Raw genomic sequence first — 17280 nt, forward strand, 5'->3', positions numbered from 1 at the left:
GTGCTGTTCTCCGACCCAGCCACCACGGACCCGTATGCGGGCGCGGTCACCTGGGACCGGGCGGGCGAAGCCCGGATCGCCGTGCTGTACCCGCCGTACGTTCCGCTCTTGCGCACGCACCTGAACGGGTTGCGGGCGCTGGTCGATCGGCGGCTGTCCGAGCCCTCGGCACTCATGGCGGACCCGCGGCTGGACCTGCTGGTGGAGCGGATGCGCGAGACCAGCAGCGAGCCGCAGCTCGAGCCGCAGGTGCTCGCCGACGTGCGGACCAGGCTGGACTGGGCGTTGTCGGTGCTGCCCGAGCAGGGCGGGGTTCTCGAACTGCACACGCCGATGCACCAGTGGTGGTGGGGACGCGCGTTGCTCGACGTGTGCACGGCGATCACCGCGCTGCTGGGAGCGTGGCTGCGCGGCGAAGCGGTCGACGGACAGCACTGTCCGGACGACGCGACGTGGTGGATGTGGATGGCGCAGATGCGCTGGCTCGACGCGCAGTTCGTCGAACCGCTCAAGCCAAGAGGGGAATGACCCGTGGGGGTTTTGGTCGTCACCGGCGGCAGCCGAGGCATCGGCGCGGCGATCTGCGAACTGGCCGGGAGCCGCGGCTACGACGTCGTGGTGAACTACTCCGGCGACCCCGCTCCGGCTGAGGAGGTCGCCGAACGGGTGCGGTCGCATGGTGCGCAAGCGCTTGCGTACCGGGCCGACGTTTCCGACGAACAGCAGGTCAGCGAGCTTTTTTCGGCGGCGGCCGAGCTAGGGCCGCTCGTCGGTCTGGTGAACAACGCGGGCATCACCGGCAACACGCCCGGCAGGCTTGACGAGCAGAGTGTCGAGACCGTGCGCCGGGTGCTGGACATCAACGTCACCGGCGTTTTCCTGTGCTGCCGCGAGGCGGTGCGGCGGCTGTCGACGCGCTACGGCGGGTCCGGCGGAGCGATCGTGAACGTCTCGTCCACGGCGTCGCGGAACGGATCGTCGGGCGAATGGGTGCACTACGCGGCGTCCAAGGCGGCGGTCAACACGCTCAGCCTCGGCCTCTCGCGGGAAGTCGCCGACGAGGGAATCCGGGTCAACGTCGTGTCCCCCGGCCTGGTCGAAACCGGGTTGCACGCCGCCGCGGGGATGCCGGACCGGATCGACCGGCTCCGCCCGGGCATCCCGCTCGGCCGCGCCGGCCAGCCGGAAGAGATCGCCGCGGCCGTGCTGTGGCTGCTGTCCCCGGAGGCGTCCTTCACGGTCGGCGCGGTGCTCGAGGTCGGCGGCGGCCGCTGATCCGTCTCGGACAGTGAGACGCCCGGAGACGGGCAGATCACGATTGACCCCGGAACTCGGTGAACTCGCCCAAAGCGGTCGGCGCCGTGTGCGAGTCTGGAACGAGGGGTTGAAAGGACGGCCGCGAAAGTCATGCCCAAGCTCACGTCTGTGCACCATCTGGCGCTCACCGTGACCGATGTGGACCGAAGTGTTCCCTGGTACGTCCGGGTGCTCGACCTCGAGGAAAGCCATCGGCGCGAAGACCCGGAAACCGGGGTGCGCAAAGTAGTTCTGCGTTCGGCGGGAGACGGTTTCTCCGTGGTGCTGGTCCAGCATCCGGTCGCGGTAAGACCCGCCTTCGACGAACGCCGTACTGGTCTGGACCACGTCGCGTTCTCGGTGTCGTCACGCGCCGAGGTCGCCGAATGGGAGGACCGCCTGCGGGAATACGGCGTTTCCTACCTGCCCGCCACGGAGTCGCAGACCTTCGAAGGCTCCGCGGTGATCGTGTTCCGCGATCCGGACGGCATCCAGCTCGAAGTCTGGTCCGACCCGGCGTGAAAACTCAGGCGTGCGCGTCGTCGGGTTCTTCGACCGGACGCCGCATTTCCTGGCGGTAGCGCAGCACGCCGTACGCGGTGCCGAACACGAAGAACGCGATGCTCGCCCACAGCGCGACGGTCTTGACCCACGGGATGGCGTCGAGCAGGCCCGCGCCGTAGTAGCCGAGCAGCACCAGCGTCGGCACCCACAGCAGCCCGCCGACGGTGGTGGCGAGCAGGAACCGGCGCGAATCCATCCGCGCGGCACCGGCGATGAGCGGGGCCAGCGTGCGGATCCACGGGATCCATCTGGCCGCGACGATCGCGAAGAATCCCTTGCGGTCCAGGAAAGCTTGCGCGCGTTCGAGGTTGTGCCGGTTGAGCATCCGCCCGCCGCGGCGCGCGATCAGCGTGGTGCCCGCGCCTCGGCCGATGTAGTAGCCGATCTGGTTGCCGGCCACGGCGGTGACCAGCGCGGCCCCGGACAGCAGCCACGCGTTGAGGTCCGAGCCGTGCTGGGCGAGCACCACGCCCGCACCGAACAGCAGGGAATCGCCCGGCAGGAACAGCCCGATGATGAGCGCGCACTCGATCAGCACGAACGACAGCACGATGACCCAGACGAGCACCGGGCCGGCGGTGTCCAGCCAGCTCAGGCCGATTCCCGCGGCGTGCGCGGGCTGGGCGGCGTCGAGGTTCACGCGAAGAGCCTACGTGGCTGGGAACGGCTGCAGTACGCAACCATCGAATCCTCCGCATTCGGTGACTTTGGGTATTCCTGGGATAACCAGACTGTTCACCCTTTTCGCCCAGGACAACGAACGGGCCGCCCGGAACAGTTCCCGGACGGCCCGTCGCGGTTTTCCCTAGAACTGCGGCAGGGACTCGCCCTGCACCGCCTCGATGTCCAGCTCCACCTTGACGGTCGTGCCGATCGCGGCCACGCCTGCCCGCACCATCGCGCTGTAGTTGATCGCGAAATCGTTGCGGTGCAATTGCGTTTCGGCGTGGAACGCGGCGCGCACGCCGCCCCACGGGTCCGGACCGTGCCCGGTGTAGCGCAGGTCGAGCGTGACGTCGCGGCGTTCGCCGTGCAGCGTCAGCACTCCGCGCAGCGCCCAGCTGTCCGTGCCGAGCTGGGAAAGCCCGGTGCTTTCGAACGTGATGAGCGGATACGCGTCGACGTCGAGGAATTCGGCCGAACGCAGGTGGTCGTCGCGCATCTTGATGCCGCTTTCGATGCTGCCCGCCTTGATCTCGGCGCGCACGCTCGACCGCTCGACCGGCCGGGCCACCTCGATCCGCCCGGCCACGTCCGGGAACCGCACCTTGATGCTCGCGATGCCCATGTGCCGCGCGGTGGCGACCACCGACGAGTGCATCGGGTCGATCGTCCACGGCCCCTCCGGCGGCAGCTCGACCGCGCCGGAAACCGGCGCGAGCGCGATGTCGCCGAGCAGCCCGGCCCCGTCGGAGCCGATCTGCACGGTGCGGGCCAGCGGCGTGTACCCGGGCGCGGTGATCACGGCGGTGTAGACGCCCGGGGGCAGCGGGTCGGTGACCACTGCCCCCTTCGCGTCCGTGACCTGCCGCGCGACCTGGCGACCGTTCAGGTCGGTGACCGTGAGCACCGCGTTCTCGACCGGCCATCCGCCGTTCGAGCGCAGCTGTGCGCGCAGGCCCCCGCTCATGACCGGTCGACCAGCTCGTCGAGCGCCTGGTCGTAGCTCAGCCGCACGTCGTGCTGCGCCTCGCCGTCGCTCAGCGTCACCTGGCTGGTGGCGGGCGGGTAGCCGCTCGCCACGACGGTGTAGGAGCCGATCGGCAGGTCGCTGACCACGTAACGGCCCTCGCTGTCGGTGCGGGCCACCGCCGCGACGTTGCCGTTCGCGTCGAGCACGGTGATCCGCGCGTCCGGCACGATCCGGTCGCCCTCGGTGCGCGCGACGCCCTGGAGCAGCACCGCGCCGGCGAGTTCGACGTCGTGGCGCAGCACGCCGCTGTCCGGCACCGTCAGCGTGACCGCGACCGGGCGGTAGTGCGGGCCGCTCGCGACCAGCGTGTACTGCCCGGCGCCGACGCCGCTGAAGGTGTAGACGCCGTCCTCGCCGGTGATGAACGCGCCGTTGACCTCGCCGCGCGAGTCGGTCAGCGTGACCGTCGCGTTCGCCAGCGGGGTCGAGGTGCCGATCGAACGCACCACGCCGGTCAGCTCGCCGGAACCGGTGAGCGTGACGTCCAGCTTCGCCGGGTGCCCGCCGACGATCACGCTGGAGGCCTGCGGCTGGTGCCCGGGAGCGGACACGATCAGCACGTACGTTCCCGGACCCTGGGTCGGGATCGAGTAGCTGCCGTCGCCGTTGCCGGTCGCCCGCGCCACCTGACGGCCCTGCTGGTCGATCAGGGTCAGCGCGGCCGCGCTCACGTGGCTGCCGTCCTGGCGGCGCACGTGGCCGGTGACCGGGACGCCGCCCGAACCGGTGGTCGTGCCGAATTCGGCGTCGGCCACCGAGTTGGTGATCGGCATCGGCCGGGCGTCCGCCACCGCCTGCGCGTCGCCGTGGCCGTTGGTCAGGGCGTGTTTACCGCCCGCTCCGACGAGCACCGGCTCCTTCGGCCCTTCCTCGAACAGCGAACCCGTCTTCAGCTCCGCGGTGTCGTCCGCGGCCGGAGCCGGCTCGTCCACGTTCTCCAGCAGCGCTTCGCCGCCTTCGACCGCGGCCGCCGCCGGGTTCATACCCGCCAGCGGGATCTCCTTCATGAACAGCAGCACCAGGGTGGCCAGCAGCGCGACGCCGCCCGCGACCCAGAACACCGTGGTGATGGAGTCGGTGAAGCCGATCAGGATCGGCGTGCGCACCGCTTCCGGCAGCGTCTGGATGACGCTCGTGTTGCTCGACAGGTCGCCGATCTGGGTGCCCGCGCCCGGAGGCAGGTGGCCGCCGAACGCCTTGGTGATGTTGCCCGGCAGGACGTTGAACAGAATCGTCAGGAACACCGCGACACCCGCGGTACCGCCGATCTGGCGGAAGAACGTCGCCGACGCGGTCGAGACGCCCATGTCCTTGCGCGGGCCCGCGTTCTGCACCGCGATGATCAGCGTCTGCATGCACTGGCCGAGGCCGAGGCCGATGATCAGCGCGGCCAGCAGCGGGTGCCAGATCGCGGTGTCGTACTTGACCGTGGCGAAGAAGAACGCGCCGCCCGCGATCAGGATCGTGCCGACGACCGGGAAGATCTTGTAGCGCCCGGTCTTCGACGTGATCTTGCCGGAGATGATCGAGCTGGACATGATGCCGACCATCAGCGGCAGCATCAGCAGACCCGATTCGGTCGGCGTGTAGCCCTGCACGACCTGCAGGTACTGCGGGATCATCGTGATCGCGCCGAACATCGCCACGCCGACGATCACGCCGCCGACGATGGCCACGCTGAAGGTCGAGTTCTTGAACAGCCGCAACGGAATCAGCGCGGCGTCCTTCATCAGCTTCTCGACAACGATGAACGCCACGATGCCGACGCCGCCGATGATGTACATCCAGACCGACTTCTGGTCGCCCCAGCCCCACTTCTGGCCCTGTTCGGCGACGATCAGGAACGGCACCACGGCGACGACCATGGTGAGCGCGCCCCACCAGTCGATCTTGTGGTCGTGCCGGTTGTGCGGGACGTTCAGCACCTTCGCGACGACGAACAGCGCGATGACGCCGATCGGCACGTTGATCAGGAACACCCAGCGCCAGCCGTGCAGGCCGCCGAGGGTGTCGAAGCCGGCGAAGAAGCCGCCGAGCACCGGGCCGAGCACGGTCGACGTGCCGAACACGGCGAGGAAGTACCCCTGGTACCGCGCGCGTTCCCGCGGCGGGACCACGTCGCCGATAATCGTCATGGCCAGCGACATCAGACCGCCGGCGCCGAGACCCTGCACCGCACGGAACGCGGCCAGTTCGTACATCGACGTGGAGAAGGTCGCGGCCGCCGAACCGGCGACGAAGATCGCGATCGCGGCGAGGTAGAACGGCTTGCGGCCGTAGATGTCGGACAGCTTGCCGTAGATCGGCGTGGCGATCGTCGACGTGATCAGGTACGCCGTGGTCGCCCACGCCTGCAGGTCGAAGCCGTGCAGGTCGTTGGCGATCCGGACGATCGAGGTGCCCACGATCGTCTGGTCGAGCGCGGCGAGGAACATGCCGCACATCAGGCCGCTGATGATCGTGACGATTTGGCGGTGAGTCAGCCGCAGACCGCCTTCGCTGTCTTCAGCGGGCGCTCCCCCTCGCGACTGAGGTTGTTTTTCGACAGTGGACGTCATGCGTTCGAGGCCCCCTTGGCCTGTGCCGCCGCCACGGTGTCCGAGAGCGACGGATTGTTCTTTTCGATACCTGTGTTGAGCCGCGCGAGAAGTTTTTTGAGCGTCTCGCGCTCCTCCTGGCTCCAATCGCCGAGTACTTCGGCCAGCCACCGGGCGCGGTGCTTGCGGTTTTCGTCGAAGACGCGAAGGCCTTCGGCGGTCGGGGCGAGCAAGCAGGCGCGGCCGTCCTCGGGGTCGGCCTGCCGTTCGACGAGTCCGTGCTGCACGAGCGAGCTGGACTGCCTGCTGATCGTGGAGATCTCCGAATGCAGGAACTCGGCCAGCTTGCTGGTGCGTTGCGGGCCTTCGTGGACGAGGCAGAAGAGGATCGCGTACGCGGCCCTCTCGATCCCGTCCGGCCCGTGCTTGGCGACCTGGGACTTCGCCTTGGTGATCAAGCGCATGAACCGGACCAGCTCGTGTCCGAGCTGGTCGGCAAGGTCGAGGTCGGCCTCTGGCCTGACGGCGGAGTTCTGAGGTGCCATGTGGGTCTTCCTTGGGGTGGAGCAAACCATTGGTTGGCGACTGCAACTAGTTGCCTTAAGCAAGAGTGTGCCCGTACGGCGTATTTCGCAAGCGGCCGGCCCGTGGTTGTGTCACATGACACTTTAGTTGCCGCATGCAAGCAGATTTCAACCGGAGGGGTGGCGTCCGTTTTCTCCCGATCTGGGGAGCCGCTGGTCATCAGGGGTTTCGGGCGGGAACAGATCCCTCTCGGCGGGCCTTCATAGAGGTATGACTGACGACACAGCGCTCTACGACCTCATCGCGGCGAGCAAACAGGGCGTCCTAGCGACCCTGAAACGAGACGGCCGCCCGCAGCTGTCGACGGTGACTCACTACTTCGATCGCGACGCCCGCCAGCTGCAGGTGTCGATCACGGACACGCGCGCGAAGACGAAGAACATGCGCCGGGATCCGCGGGTGAGCTACCACGTGGCGTCCCCGAACGGGTGGTCTTACGCGGTGGCGGAGGGCCGGGCGGTGCTGTCGCCGGTGGCGTCGTCGCCGGACGACGAGGCGGTGGAGGCGTTGATCGCGCTGTACCGCAAGGTGGCGGGCGAACATCCGGACTGGGATGAGTACCGAGCAGCGATGGTGGCGGACCGGCGGTTGGTGCTGACGGTGGAGATTGAGCGGGTGTACGGGCTGGTTCGCTGAGGTTTTCGGGGGTTTGCACCGGGGGTGCTGGGGCGGGTGTGGCTTGGCTGCCCGGGATTGGTGGGGTCGGACGGGCTGGCGTGGTGCCGGTGGTGGGCGGGTGTGCAGGTTGGTTCGCCGAGGCTCCGGGCTGCTCCGGTGTTTCGAGGCTGGCCCTGTGCCGGTTCGGTGGTTCGCAGGCCTCGTGTGGGTTCGGTGGTGAGGAGGCCTCGCTTCGGTCCGGCCGGGGCTGGCCTCTCGCCGTGTCCGGAGTTGGCCTTTTCGGGTGTTCCGCGCGAACGGTGCCGTGCTCGGGCTCGGTTTTCGGCGGTTCCGCTGTGGTCGGGCTCGGTCTTTCGGGCGTTCCGCTGCGAATGCCGCCGTGTTCGGGCTCGGCTCTCGGTGACTCTGCCGTGGTCGGGCTCGACCTTTCGGGCGTTCTGCTGTGAACGGTGTCGTGCTCAGGCTCGGTTTTCGGCGGCTCCACCGTGTTCGGGCTCAGCCTTCCGGACGTTCCGCCGCGAATGCCGCCGTTCTCGGGCTCAGCTTTTTGGTGCTCTGCCGTGCTCGGACTGAGTCTTTCCGGCGTTCCGCCGCGAACGCCGCCGTGCTCGCACTGAGCTTTTCCGGCAGCCCCGCCGTGCCCGAACCTCAGCCTTCTGGCGCCCGCCACGAGCGTCGCCTTGACCGGCCCGGCCTCGATCCCGTCTCCGGCGTCTCAGCCCTTCCGGAGCCCAGCCGCGACCGCCGCCTTGGCCGGCGCCCCGGCCTCGATCCGATCCGCGATTTCCTCGATCTGCGCCAGCAGGCTGTCCGTCACCTCTTCGCCCAGCGCCGCGCGCATGTAGAGGCCCTCGCCGACCAGCATCACCAGCTCCGCCGTCAGCGGGTCTTCGACGTGCTCCAGCATCATTTCGCGGGTGCGCTCGGTGCAGCGGCGGGACACTTCCGCCGCGACCGGGTCGTTGAGCACCAGGCGGAGCGCGGCCATCGTCGTGCGGTGCAGCGCCAGGTCGCGGGTGACGTCGGTGATCGCCGAGCGCAGGTAGTACCGGACCACGCCCTCCGGTGCGTTGCGCGCGCGTTCGAGGTCGTCGTCGGTCAGCCGCTCGAGGCGTTCGAGCAGGCCGTCGCGCAGGGCGTCCTTCGACCCGAAGTGGTAGAGCAGGCCGCCCTTGGACACCCCGGCGTGCGCCGCGACCGCGTCGAGCGTGATCTCGGCCGGGCCGCGGTCGGCGAGGATGACCTCGTACGAACCGAGGATGCGTTCACGTGCTGAAGGTTTCGCCATCACCTTGACTATACCGTCCAGACGGTTTACCTTCTACCTCAGGAACGAAACTGTACCGTCTGGACGGTACAAGGAAGGAAGAGTGCGCCATGGTGCGGCGCGGAGGCCAGTGGTGGGCTTTGGCAGTTCTGGTGCTGCCGGTCCTCTTGATCAGCGTGGACACGACAGTCCTGGGGTTCGCCCTGCCCTACCTCAGCGAGGACCTCGCGCCCACGGGCGCGGAGCAGCTGTGGATCGTCGACGTCTACTCGTTCGTGCTGGCCGGATTGCTGGTCTTCATGGGCACGCTGGGCGACCGGATCGGCAGGCGGAGGCTGCTGCTCATCGGCGGTGCGGCGTTCGGCGCGGCCTCGGTGCTGGCGGCGTTCGCCACGTCGCCGCTGATGCTGATCGTCGCGCGGGCGCTGCTGGGCGTCGGCGGTGCGACGCTGATGCCGTCCACGCTGTCGCTGATCCGCAGCATCTTCACCGAGGACCGCACGCGGCGCACCGCGGTCGCGGTCTGGAGCGCGGCGTTCTCCGGCGGGATGGCGGTCGGCCCGGTCGTCGGCGGCTGGCTGCTCGAGCACTTCTGGTGGGGTTCGGTCTTCCTGATCAACGTGCCGGTGATGGTGCTGCTGCTCGTCGCGGGCCCGCTGCTGCTGCCGGAGTTCCGCGATCCGAACCCGGGCCGGTTCGACCCGTGGTCAGCGCTTCTGTCGCTGGGCACGATGCTGCCGGTCGTCTACGGCGTGAAGATCGCCGCGACGGAGGGAATGACCTGGCCGGCCGGTGCCGCGATGGTGCTCGGGCTCGCGCTGGGCGTGGCATTCGTGCGCCGGCAGCGACGGCTCGACCAGCCGATGCTGGACCTCGGCCTGTTCGCCAACCGCCAGTTCGCCGGGTCGGTGATCACGAACCTGCTGGGCGTGTTCGCGCTGGTCGGACTGCTGTTCCTGCTGCCGCAGTACCTGCAGCTGGTGCTGGGCCTGACCCCGCTGGTCGCGGCCTTGTGGATGCTGCCCGCGACGGTCGCCGGCGTCGTCGGCGCCCTCGCGGCCGCCTGGCTCGCGCGCCGCGTCCGGGTGCCGGTCCTGGTCAGCCTCGGCCTGCTGCTCGGCGCGGCCGGTTTCCTGGTCCTGACCACCATCGGAGCCGACGCCGGACTGGCCGCGGTCGTAGTGGCGTTCGTCCTGGTCGGCGGCGGGGTGGCGCTGTCCGAAACCCTGACGAACGACCTGGTGATCTCCGCCGCGCCGGTCAACCGCGCCGGCGCCGCGTCGGCGATCTCGGAAACGGGCTACGAACTGGGCGGCGCACTAGGCACCGCCCTGCTGGGCAGCCTCGCCACGGCGGTCTACCAATCCGGCCTCCCGACCACCACGCCCACCGCAGCCCACGACACCCTGGGCGGCGCAGTAGCCACCGCGCACAGCCTGCCCGCCGCGGAGGGCGCGGAACTGCTGAACACCGCCCGCGAGTCCTTCGTGACGGCCTTGCACACCAGCGCGTGGGTAGGCGCCGCGATCCTCGTCTACACGGCTCTGCAGGCGTACTTCCTGTTGGGCCGCAGGCGAAACCGCCCGCAGACAACGCGAAAGGAGGAACCAGCGATGTCCGCGTGACCTGGCCCCGTCGGCCGGGGATTCCCTCGCGACGGCCTTGCGCACCAACGTTTGGGTGCCGTAATCCCGGCGTCGCCCCGGCGTCCCGCAGGCCGTGCGGCCGAAGGAGCCGGGGTGTCCGGTGACGCGGCCTCATCGGACGGGCAGCTCCTTCGCGACGGCATTGTGCGCGGGCGTGCTTCTGCCGTCGTCCCGGCGGCCCGCAGGCGGTGCGGCCGAAGGGGCCGGGGTGTCCGGGAGATGCGGTCTCGTCGGACGGGCGGGCCCTTCGCGACGGCGTCGCGCGCGAGTGCATGGGTGGTGCGTGCTTCTGGCGTCGGCGCGGCTGGAGGAGTCGGCGGCGTCCGGGCGACGCGGTCCCGTCGGGGAGGGCGAGTCGGCGTGGCGGCGTTGCGTGCGAGCGGTCGGCGATCCGCGCTCGTGGTGTCGGCGCAACCGTCGCTGGCGGTGCGGCCGAAGGGGCCGGAGTGTCCGAAGGACGCGGTCTCCTCGGGCGAGCGGGTCCTTCGCGACGACGTAGTGCGCGGAGTGGGGCGTGCTTCTGGCGTCGGTGCGGCGGTCTGCTGACGGCGCGGCTGGAGGAGTCGGTGATGTCCGGGCGACGTGGTCCCGTCGGTGGGCGAGTCGGCGTGGCGGTGTTGCGTGCGAGCGCTCGGCGGTCCGCGCTCGTGGTGTCGGCGCAACGGTCGTTGGTGGTGCGGCCGGAGAGGCCGGGGTGTCCGGGAGATGCGGTCTCGTCAGGCGAGCGAGTCCTTCGCGACGGCCTGCGCGCCAGCGCTCGGGGCACCGTGATCCCGGCGTCGGCCCGGCGGCCCGCAGGCGGTGCGGGCGAAGGGGCCGGGACGCCCGGTGAGCGGCCCTGCCGGGCGTGTCCTTCGCTGGCGGCATGGCCCCCAGCGCTGGGGCGCGTCGGAAGTGCCCGCGTCCGCCGCCCCGTCGGGCAGGCGAACCAGCATCGGCTGCCCGACGGGCGATCCGGTTCGGCGACCACCACCGCGAGGTTCCAGTTGCGCGGCAACAAAACCCCGAGGCCGATCACCTCTCCACCAGCGGCAACCACGACCCCACCACCACCGAGTCCGCGGCCACGGGCCCCGACCACCCCCGGCGGCGGTAATTTGCGGTTCCGGCAAAGAACCTTGTCGTCCGGCGCGGTCAGCGGAATTGTGAACATCGGAGGTGGTAACGAAAATGGCTCCGTCCGGGGAATCCGAAACCACGCAGGACGCGCAGTTCTGGGAGGACCTCTACCGCAGTCGCGAGCAGGTGTTCAGTGGTGAACCCAACGGTGTGCTCGTCACCGAGGTCGAGGGGCTGGCACCGGGGCAGGCGTTGGACGTCGGGTGTGGCGAAGGCGCTGATGCGCGGTGGCTGGCCGCGCGCGGGTGGCGGGTGACGGCTCTCGACATCTCGCGCACCGCCCTGGAGCGGGCGGCCGCTGCTCAGGCCGGGATCGCCTGGATCTGTTCTGATCTTGCCGCGAGTCCGCTTCCGGCGGGGGCGTTCGACCTGGTCAGCGTCCAGTATTTCCCGCTCCGCCAAGACGACCGGGTGCTGCGGAAGCTGCTCGACGCGGTCGCGCCCGGCGGGACGTTTCTCTTCGCCAGTCACGATCCGCGGGACCTGCCGCCGGAGCACCTCGGGTACTGCCAGCCCGACGACATCGCGCGGGTTCTCGACGAGCAGTGGACTGTCCTCGTCAACGAGAGCCGGCCGCGGGTGAGGCCAGCACCTCCGGGGACCTCGCACACTCGCGACACCGTGCTGCGCGCCCAGCGGACCAGCTAATATCGGAATTAATATTCCGCACTGCGGAGATCCCGGTTTACCATGCGGAGATGAGCAACGACGCCCTCCTCCAGCGGCTTCGGGACGACCTCGGCCCGGCCGCGGTGCTCACCGACGCTGACGTCACCGACGCCTACGCGCGCGACATGATGCCGCTCGCTCCCTCGGGAAAACCGTTGGCGGTAGTGCTTCCGGCGGACACCGCGGGAGTACAGGCGACTGTCCGTGCTTGTGCCGAAGCGAGAGTCCCCATCGTGCCGCGCGGGGCGGGCAGCGGGCTTTCCGGCGCGGCCAACGCGATCGACGGCTGTGTCGTGCTTTCGCTGACCAAACTGAACGAGATCGTGGAGGTCGACGCGGGCAACCGGCTCGCCGTCGTGCAGCCGGGCGTCGTCAACCTCGACTTCCGGTCCGCGGTCGAGAAGCACGGCCTGTTCTATCCGCCCGACCCGTCCAGCTACGACTGGTGCACCATCGGCGGCAACCTCTCCACCAACGCCGGCGGTCTCTGCTGCGTGAAATACGGCGTGACCACCGATTCGGTGCTCGGCCTCGAAGTCGTGCTCGCGGACGGATCGCTGCTGAAAACCGGCCGCCGCACGGTCAAGGGCGTCGCGGGCTACGACCTCACCAAGCTGTTCGTCGGCAGCGAGGGCACGCTCGGCGTGATCACCCAGGCGACCGTCTCGCTGCGGCCGCTTCCGCAGGCCCCGGCCACTTTCGTGGCCGGATTCAACACCACCGAAGCGGCCGGCGAAGCGGTCGCGCGGGCGGTGCGCGAGGGGCTGGTGCCGTCGCTGCTGGAGATCATGGACGCGGCGTCGATCAAGGCGTCCGAGACCTACCTCAACACCGACCTCGGCGCGGGCTCGGACTGCCAGGCGCTGCTGCTCGGCCAGTCCGACGCCGGCGGCGAGGCGGCGAAGCGCGAACTGGCGCTGCTCGAGAAGATCTGCACCGACTGCGGCGCGGACCTCGTCTACGCCACCGACGACCTCGAAGAGGGCAAGATGCTGCTGCAGGCCCGCCGCGTCGTGCTGACCGCGCTGGAGACCTACGGCGTGTGGCTCACCGACGACGTCAGCGTGCCCCGCACCCGGATCGCCGAACTGATCCGCGGCTGCGAACGGATCAGCGAGAAAGTCGGGCTCAAGATCGCCGTCGTCGGCCACGCCGGGGACGGGAACATGCACCCGACCATCGTGTACTCCCCCGATTCCGAGGACGAGTTCGCACGCGCCCGGCAGGCGTTCGACGAGATCCTCGACGTCGGCCTGTCGCTCGGCGGCACGGTGACCGGCGAGCACGGCGTCGGCAAGATCAAGCGCGAATGGCTCGCCCGCGAGATCGGCCCGGTCGGGATTCGCGTGCACCGGCAGATCAAACAGGCCCTCGACCCGGAAAACCTCTTCAACCCCGGCTCGATGTTCTCGATGACCGACTGACGCCAGCAACGACGAAGCGGCGTCCGGAAAGTCCGGACGCCGCTTCGGTCAGCTAAGAAAATCAGTCGCGCACGCGCGGGATCTGCTGCGTGACGTCGGCCGAATTGTCGGCAGGCCGGGCCTTCTTCTCGCGGCGGCTCTTCAGGTACTCGAGGGCGATCGGCACCACCGACACCAGCACGATGAGGACGAAGATCGCGTCGACGTTGTCCCGGATGAAGCCGATGTTGCCCAGCAGCGACCCCAGTACGGTGATGCCCGCGGCCCAGAGGATGCCGCCGATGACCGTGTAGGTGAAGTAGCGCTTCGGGTCCATCCGGCCGATCCCGGCGATCCAGGTGATGAACGTCCGCACGAACGGCACGAACCGGGCCAGCACGACGGCCTTCGGGCCGTGCTTCTCCAGGAACGAGTGCGTCTTGTCGACGTACTCCTGCTTGAAGAACTTCGAATCCGGCCTGCTGAACAGCTTCGGCCCGACGAAGTAGCCGAGGTAGTACCCGGCGACGTTGCCCACCAGCGCGGCGATCGTGACCAGCACGCACACCAGCCACAGCGGGGCCTTCAGCGTGCCGTTCGCGATGAACAGGCCCGCGGTGAAGAGCAGCGAGTCGCCGGGAAGGACCGGGAAGATGCTGCTCTCGACGAAGATGATCAAGCACAGCACGGCGATCACGGGGACCGTCAGCCCGTTCAGCAGATGCTGCGGGTCCAGCCACGACGGCAGCAGGGACATGGTGGTCACTGTGTTCTGGGCGAGAATCACACCGAAAACGGTACAGGGTGACTCAGTGCGACCTCATCGGGCAAGGAATCGCAGGTCATCGGTGTGGGATCGGGGTTAAGAACTCGGCCCGGGAGTGCCTTGCCGGGGTGGCCGTACGGGCAAAACGCCGGCGGCGGGCTCAGATCAGCGTCAGCAGGCCGATGACGGACCCGGCGGCGAGGCCGAGCAGCACCGCCAGCAGCAGGACCCAGTGCGCGGGCAGCGGGCCGTTCTGCGCCGTCTGGGCGGGGCGGCGGACGGTCGCGTCGCCGGACCCGGCCGGCGGGATCGAGCCGGTGGCGCCGGGCGAGGTGGGGGCGGCCGCGTCGAGGGCGGCGCGTTCGCGGGCTAGCGAATCGGCTCCCGCGCCGGACAACAGGCCGTAGTTGGGCGGCAGTTCGGTGGTCGGGCCGGTTTGCGCTGGCGTGCCTGCTTCGGCGCTGAACGAAGCCGAGCCGGACGAACCGCTCCCGGACGTGCCGGGCCCGGCAGCCGTGCTGAACGAAGCCGAACCGGTCCCGGATACGCCAGGCCCCCCAGCCGTGCTGAACGAAGCCGAACCGGTCCCCGACATGCCAGGCCCGCCAGCCGTGCTGAACGAGCCCGTCCCGGAAGCGCCCGGCTGGACCGAGCCCTGCGCGCCGGAACCGGCTTCGGGAGCGGCCTGCTCGTCGACCGGGTTCGCCGCGACGTGCGGAGCGAAGACGGCTTGGGCACGCAGCGCGTCGGCCAGTAACCGTTCCGGGTCTTTCGGCTCGCTCATCCGCTCCGTCCGCCTGTCGAAGTGCTAGCTCGTCACGTACTCAAGGTAGCCCGGCCCGCCTCGGCCACCCATTCGCCCCGGTGCAGGACCCGGGTCGGGCGCAGGTCGTCGTCCAGGATCACGGCGTCCGCGGCCAGGCCGGGACGCAGCGCGCCGGTGCGGTCGGCGATCCCGAGCAGTTCGGCGGGGCGCGCCGACGTCGCCCGGACGGCGTCCAGTACGTCGAGTTTCGCACCCTTCACCAGGTTGCGGAAGGCGTTGTCCATGGTCAACGTGCTTCCGGCCAGCGAACCGTTGTCCAGGGTGGCGACGCCGTCGTGGACGTCGACCTCCAGCCGGCCCAGGGTGTAGCGGCCGTCGGCGGCGTCGGTGGCCGACATGGCGTCGGTGATCAGCACCGTCCGGCCGCGGCCCGCGTGCTGCGCGGCCAGCCGCACGACCGTCGGGTGCAGGTGGACCAGGTCGCAGATCAGCTCGACCGTCACGCGCTCGTCGTCGAGCAGCACGCCGACCGGGCCCGGTTCGCGGTGGTGCAGCGGGCGCATGCCGTTGAACAGGTGGGTGGCGACCGTCGCCCCGGCGTCGATGGCCGGAACCAGCTGGTCAGCGACCCCGTCGGTGTGGCCGATCGCGGCGATCACGCCCGATTCGGCGAGTTGCCGGACCGCCTTGACGCCGCCGTTCAGCTCCGGTGCGAGCGTCACCATCCGGATGGAGCCGTGCCCGGCGCGCAGCAGCTTCTCGACGGTGCCGGTGTCCGGTTCACGCAGAGTGTCCGGATCGTGCGCGCCGCAGCGGGCGCGCGAGATGAACGGGCCCTCCAGGTGGATGCCCGCGAGGTCGCCCTCCTGCACGAGTTCGCGCAGCGCGGCGATCTGCTCGGTGAGCAGGTCGATCGGGTCGGAGACCAGGCTCGCCAGCATGGTCGTGGTGCCGTGCCTGCGGTGCGCGCGGACCGCGGTGCGGATCTCGTCCGGGTCGAGCGTCGAGAACGACGCGCCGCCGCCGCCGTGGCAATGGGTGTCCACGAAACCGGGCACGACCAGCGCCCCGGCGACGTCCACCGTCGCGGTGTCCGGGCTGCTCGGGGGCGTTCCGGTGCCTACCGCGGCGATCTGTCCGCCGGACACGGCGAGCCAGCCGTCGTCGAGTACGCGGTCCGGGGCCACGACGCGGCCGCCCGTGATGACGAAGTCTCCGGGGTGCTTCACGCGGTCCAGCATATATTGGTCTGGACCAAGGAGGGCCGACCAGCGCGAGATTGGTCCGCCCAGGTCACTGAGGCGGCTGCATTGCCTTCTGCAGCGCCTCCAGCGCCCGGCTGGCGGTTGACTTCACGGTGCCCTTCGAAATGCCCGCGGCTTCCGAAATCTCCGCTTCGCTCAGCCCGCCGTAGTAGCGCAGCACGAGCACCTCGCGCTGGCGCGGCGGAAGCTTCGACAGGGCGTTGACCACGGCCTGGTGCTCGCTGGAGAGCATCGCGAGGCTTTCCGCGGACCGGGCGTTCACCGCGTGCGGGGGCACGTACTCGCGGGCGGTCTTGCGCCGCCGCAGCACGCTGCGCGAGCCGTTGACCACCGCGGTGCGCAGGTAGCCGACCGCCGCCGCGGCGTCGCGCAGCCTGCCCCAGTTGCGGTGCAGTCCGGTGAACGCCTCCTGCACGACGTCCTCGGCCGTGGCCGGCTCGTCGACCAGCAGGATGGCCAGCCGCACGAGCCGCATCCGGTGCTGCCGGTAGAGGTCTTCCAGGGTCAACGGGGCGGCCGGCGGCTGCGCCGGGACCGGTCCGTCCATGGTCCGCAGGTGGCCGAGGGTCGCCTCGACGCTGCGTTCCGCGTTCCCCTCCAGCATGTATCCCCGCCTGTCCTCGACATGTCCGCTCACCAGGCCCAAACGCGTGCGCGATAGGCACAGCGTGCACACAGGTTCCGCCCGTGCCTAGCCTATCGGGTTGGCCTCCCGCTGCCACCGCTCGCATGGTGCGTCCGCCCGGCGGTCACCGGTAGCGTCTGCGGCGTCACTGTCGTGCTCACCCCGGGAGTAAGCGCATGGCCTGGTATCTCGTCGAAATCCGCTATGTCCAGGAGAAGCTGGCCGACGTCCGGCCGCGGCACCGGGAGTACCTCAAAGAGCACGTGGCGGCGGGCCGCGTCGCGGTGGCCGGTCCGCTCGCGGACAACTCCGGCGGGCTGGTGCTGTGGCAGGCCGAGGACGAGGCGGCGCTGGCCGAGCTGATCGACAACGACCCGTACGCGTTGGAAGGCGTCGTGGCCGAGCGCACCGTGCGCGAGTTCAAGCCGGTGCTCGGCGACTGGGTTCCGCCGCAGGGCTAA

The 17280-nt window shown here is 69.8% G+C and carries 17 protein-coding genes; 8 read left to right on the top strand and 9 right to left on the bottom strand.

Translation table 11 applies throughout. The annotated features are described in order from the left end of the window. The 3 genes from F9C11_RS08020 to F9C11_RS08030 all read left to right on the top strand — a co-directional run bounded on the left by F9C11_RS08020 (position 1) and on the right by F9C11_RS08030 (position 1818). Positions 1–528: a hypothetical protein gene (locus F9C11_RS08020; protein WP_409184250.1), complete on the top strand. Its 528-nt coding sequence runs from the start codon at positions 1–3 to the stop codon at positions 526–528. 3 nt (positions 529–531) lie between these two features. Next, positions 532–1275, top strand: coding sequence for an SDR family oxidoreductase (locus F9C11_RS08025; RefSeq protein ID WP_409184251.1), 744 nt, complete (start codon positions 532–534; stop codon positions 1273–1275). A 132-nt stretch (positions 1276–1407) separates the two neighbouring features. Next, positions 1408–1818, top strand: coding sequence for a VOC family protein (locus F9C11_RS08030; protein WP_409184252.1), 411 nt, complete (start codon positions 1408–1410; stop codon positions 1816–1818). A 4-nt stretch (positions 1819–1822) separates the two neighbouring features. On the opposite strand, the gene F9C11_RS08035 is transcribed toward F9C11_RS08030, so the two are convergent. The 4 genes from F9C11_RS08035 to F9C11_RS08050 all read right to left on the bottom strand — a co-directional run bounded on the left by F9C11_RS08035 (position 1823) and on the right by F9C11_RS08050 (position 6635). Beyond that, positions 1823–2500 carry a DedA family protein gene (locus tag F9C11_RS08035; RefSeq protein WP_409184253.1) on the bottom strand — a complete coding sequence of 226 codons (678 nt, stop codon included), beginning with the start codon at positions 2498–2500 and terminating at the stop codon, positions 1823–1825. A gap of 165 nt (positions 2501–2665) precedes the next feature. Beyond that, positions 2666–3490, bottom strand: coding sequence for a YceI family protein (locus tag F9C11_RS08040; protein WP_409184254.1), 825 nt, complete (start codon positions 3488–3490; stop codon positions 2666–2668). Beyond that, positions 3487–6111: an MFS transporter gene (locus F9C11_RS08045; RefSeq protein WP_409184255.1), complete on the bottom strand. Its 2625-nt coding sequence runs from the start codon at positions 6109–6111 to the stop codon at positions 3487–3489. The genes F9C11_RS08040 and F9C11_RS08045 overlap by 4 nt, the downstream gene beginning before the upstream one ends. Continuing rightward, positions 6108–6635, bottom strand: coding sequence for a MarR family winged helix-turn-helix transcriptional regulator (locus F9C11_RS08050; RefSeq protein WP_409184256.1), 528 nt, complete (start codon positions 6633–6635; stop codon positions 6108–6110). Before F9C11_RS08050 ends, F9C11_RS08045 begins: the two co-directional genes overlap by 4 nt. A 250-nt stretch (positions 6636–6885) precedes the next feature. On the opposite strand from F9C11_RS08050, the gene F9C11_RS08055 reads away from it, so the two are divergent. Then, on the top strand, positions 6886–7311 hold the full coding sequence (locus F9C11_RS08055; RefSeq protein WP_409184257.1) for a PPOX class F420-dependent oxidoreductase: 426 nt from the start codon (positions 6886–6888) through the stop codon (positions 7309–7311). Positions 7312–8008: 697 nt separating this feature from the next. On the opposite strand, the gene F9C11_RS08060 is transcribed toward F9C11_RS08055, so the two are convergent. Then, positions 8009–8581, bottom strand: coding sequence for a TetR/AcrR family transcriptional regulator (locus F9C11_RS08060; RefSeq protein WP_409184258.1), 573 nt, complete (start codon positions 8579–8581; stop codon positions 8009–8011). An 89-nt stretch (positions 8582–8670) separates the two neighbouring features. On the opposite strand from F9C11_RS08060, the gene F9C11_RS08065 reads away from it, so the two are divergent. The 3 genes from F9C11_RS08065 to F9C11_RS08075 all read left to right on the top strand — a co-directional run bounded on the left by F9C11_RS08065 (position 8671) and on the right by F9C11_RS08075 (position 13418). Then, a complete protein-coding gene (locus F9C11_RS08065; protein ID WP_409184259.1) occupies positions 8671–10185 on the top strand; it encodes an MFS transporter in 1515 nt (504 codons plus the stop codon). Positions 10186–11376: 1191 nt separating this feature from the next. Then, positions 11377–11973, top strand: coding sequence for a class I SAM-dependent methyltransferase (locus tag F9C11_RS08070; RefSeq protein ID WP_409184260.1), 597 nt, complete (start codon positions 11377–11379; stop codon positions 11971–11973). A gap of 50 nt (positions 11974–12023) precedes the next feature. Further along, positions 12024–13418 (top strand): FAD-binding oxidoreductase, encoded by a 1395-nt coding sequence (locus tag F9C11_RS08075; RefSeq protein WP_409184261.1) that lies wholly within the window; start codon positions 12024–12026, stop codon positions 13416–13418. A gap of 61 nt (positions 13419–13479) precedes the next feature. Here the strand turns inward: F9C11_RS08075 and F9C11_RS08080 are convergent, their stop codons facing one another. The 4 genes from F9C11_RS08080 to F9C11_RS08095 all read right to left on the bottom strand — a co-directional run bounded on the left by F9C11_RS08080 (position 13480) and on the right by F9C11_RS08095 (position 16798). Then, complete coding sequence (locus F9C11_RS08080; RefSeq protein ID WP_409184262.1) at positions 13480–14184, bottom strand: DedA family protein; 705 nt, start codon at positions 14182–14184, stop codon at positions 13480–13482. 139 nt (positions 14185–14323) lie between these two features. Further along, entirely contained in the window at positions 14324–14947 is a 624-nt protein-coding gene (locus tag F9C11_RS08085) for a hypothetical protein (RefSeq protein ID WP_409184263.1), read from the bottom strand. Between the two features lie 32 nt (positions 14948–14979). Then, positions 14980–16170: an N-acetylglucosamine-6-phosphate deacetylase gene (nagA, locus tag F9C11_RS08090; protein WP_409184264.1), complete on the bottom strand. Its 1191-nt coding sequence runs from the start codon at positions 16168–16170 to the stop codon at positions 14980–14982. Positions 16171–16222: 52 nt separating this feature from the next. Then, positions 16223–16798: a SigE family RNA polymerase sigma factor gene (locus F9C11_RS08095; protein ID WP_409184265.1), complete on the bottom strand. Its 576-nt coding sequence runs from the start codon at positions 16796–16798 to the stop codon at positions 16223–16225. Positions 16799–16995: 197 nt separating this feature from the next. Between F9C11_RS08095 and F9C11_RS08100 the strand changes: the two genes are divergently transcribed. Further along, positions 16996–17280: a YciI family protein gene (locus F9C11_RS08100; RefSeq protein WP_409184266.1), complete on the top strand. Its 285-nt coding sequence runs from the start codon at positions 16996–16998 to the stop codon at positions 17278–17280.

Origin of the sequence: Amycolatopsis sp. VS8301801F10, assembly GCF_046195355.1 — a bacterium.
GTDB lineage: Bacteria > Actinomycetota > Actinomycetes > Mycobacteriales > Pseudonocardiaceae > Amycolatopsis.

Bases quoted from the DNA above. Each gene is read 5' to 3' on its own strand.
- F9C11_RS08085 (WP_409184263.1), bottom strand. From the start codon at position 14,947: ATGAGCGAGCCGAAAGACCCGGAACGGTTACTGGCCGACGCGCTGCGT.
- F9C11_RS08055 (WP_409184257.1), top strand. From the start codon at position 6,886: ATGACTGACGACACAGCGCTCTACGACCTCATCGCGGCGAGCAAACAG.
- F9C11_RS08100 (WP_409184266.1), top strand. From the start codon at position 16,996: ATGGCCTGGTATCTCGTCGAAATCCGCTATGTCCAGGAGAAGCTGGCC.
- F9C11_RS08075 (WP_409184261.1), top strand. From the start codon at position 12,024: ATGAGCAACGACGCCCTCCTCCAGCGGCTTCGGGACGACCTCGGCCCG.
- F9C11_RS08050 (WP_409184256.1), bottom strand. From the start codon at position 6,635: ATGGCACCTCAGAACTCCGCCGTCAGGCCAGAGGCCGACCTCGACCTT.
- F9C11_RS08060 (WP_409184258.1), bottom strand. From the start codon at position 8,581: ATGGCGAAACCTTCAGCACGTGAACGCATCCTCGGTTCGTACGAGGTC.
- F9C11_RS08045 (WP_409184255.1), bottom strand. From the start codon at position 6,111: ATGACGTCCACTGTCGAAAAACAACCTCAGTCGCGAGGGGGAGCGCCC.
- F9C11_RS08095 (WP_409184265.1), bottom strand. From the start codon at position 16,798: ATGCTGGAGGGGAACGCGGAACGCAGCGTCGAGGCGACCCTCGGCCAC.
- F9C11_RS08065 (WP_409184259.1), top strand. From the start codon at position 8,671: ATGGTGCGGCGCGGAGGCCAGTGGTGGGCTTTGGCAGTTCTGGTGCTG.
- F9C11_RS08030 (WP_409184252.1), top strand. From the start codon at position 1,408: ATGCCCAAGCTCACGTCTGTGCACCATCTGGCGCTCACCGTGACCGAT.
- F9C11_RS08070 (WP_409184260.1), top strand. From the start codon at position 11,377: ATGGCTCCGTCCGGGGAATCCGAAACCACGCAGGACGCGCAGTTCTGG.
- F9C11_RS08040 (WP_409184254.1), bottom strand. From the start codon at position 3,490: ATGAGCGGGGGCCTGCGCGCACAGCTGCGCTCGAACGGCGGATGGCCG.
- nagA (WP_409184264.1), bottom strand. From the start codon at position 16,170: ATGCTGGACCGCGTGAAGCACCCCGGAGACTTCGTCATCACGGGCGGC.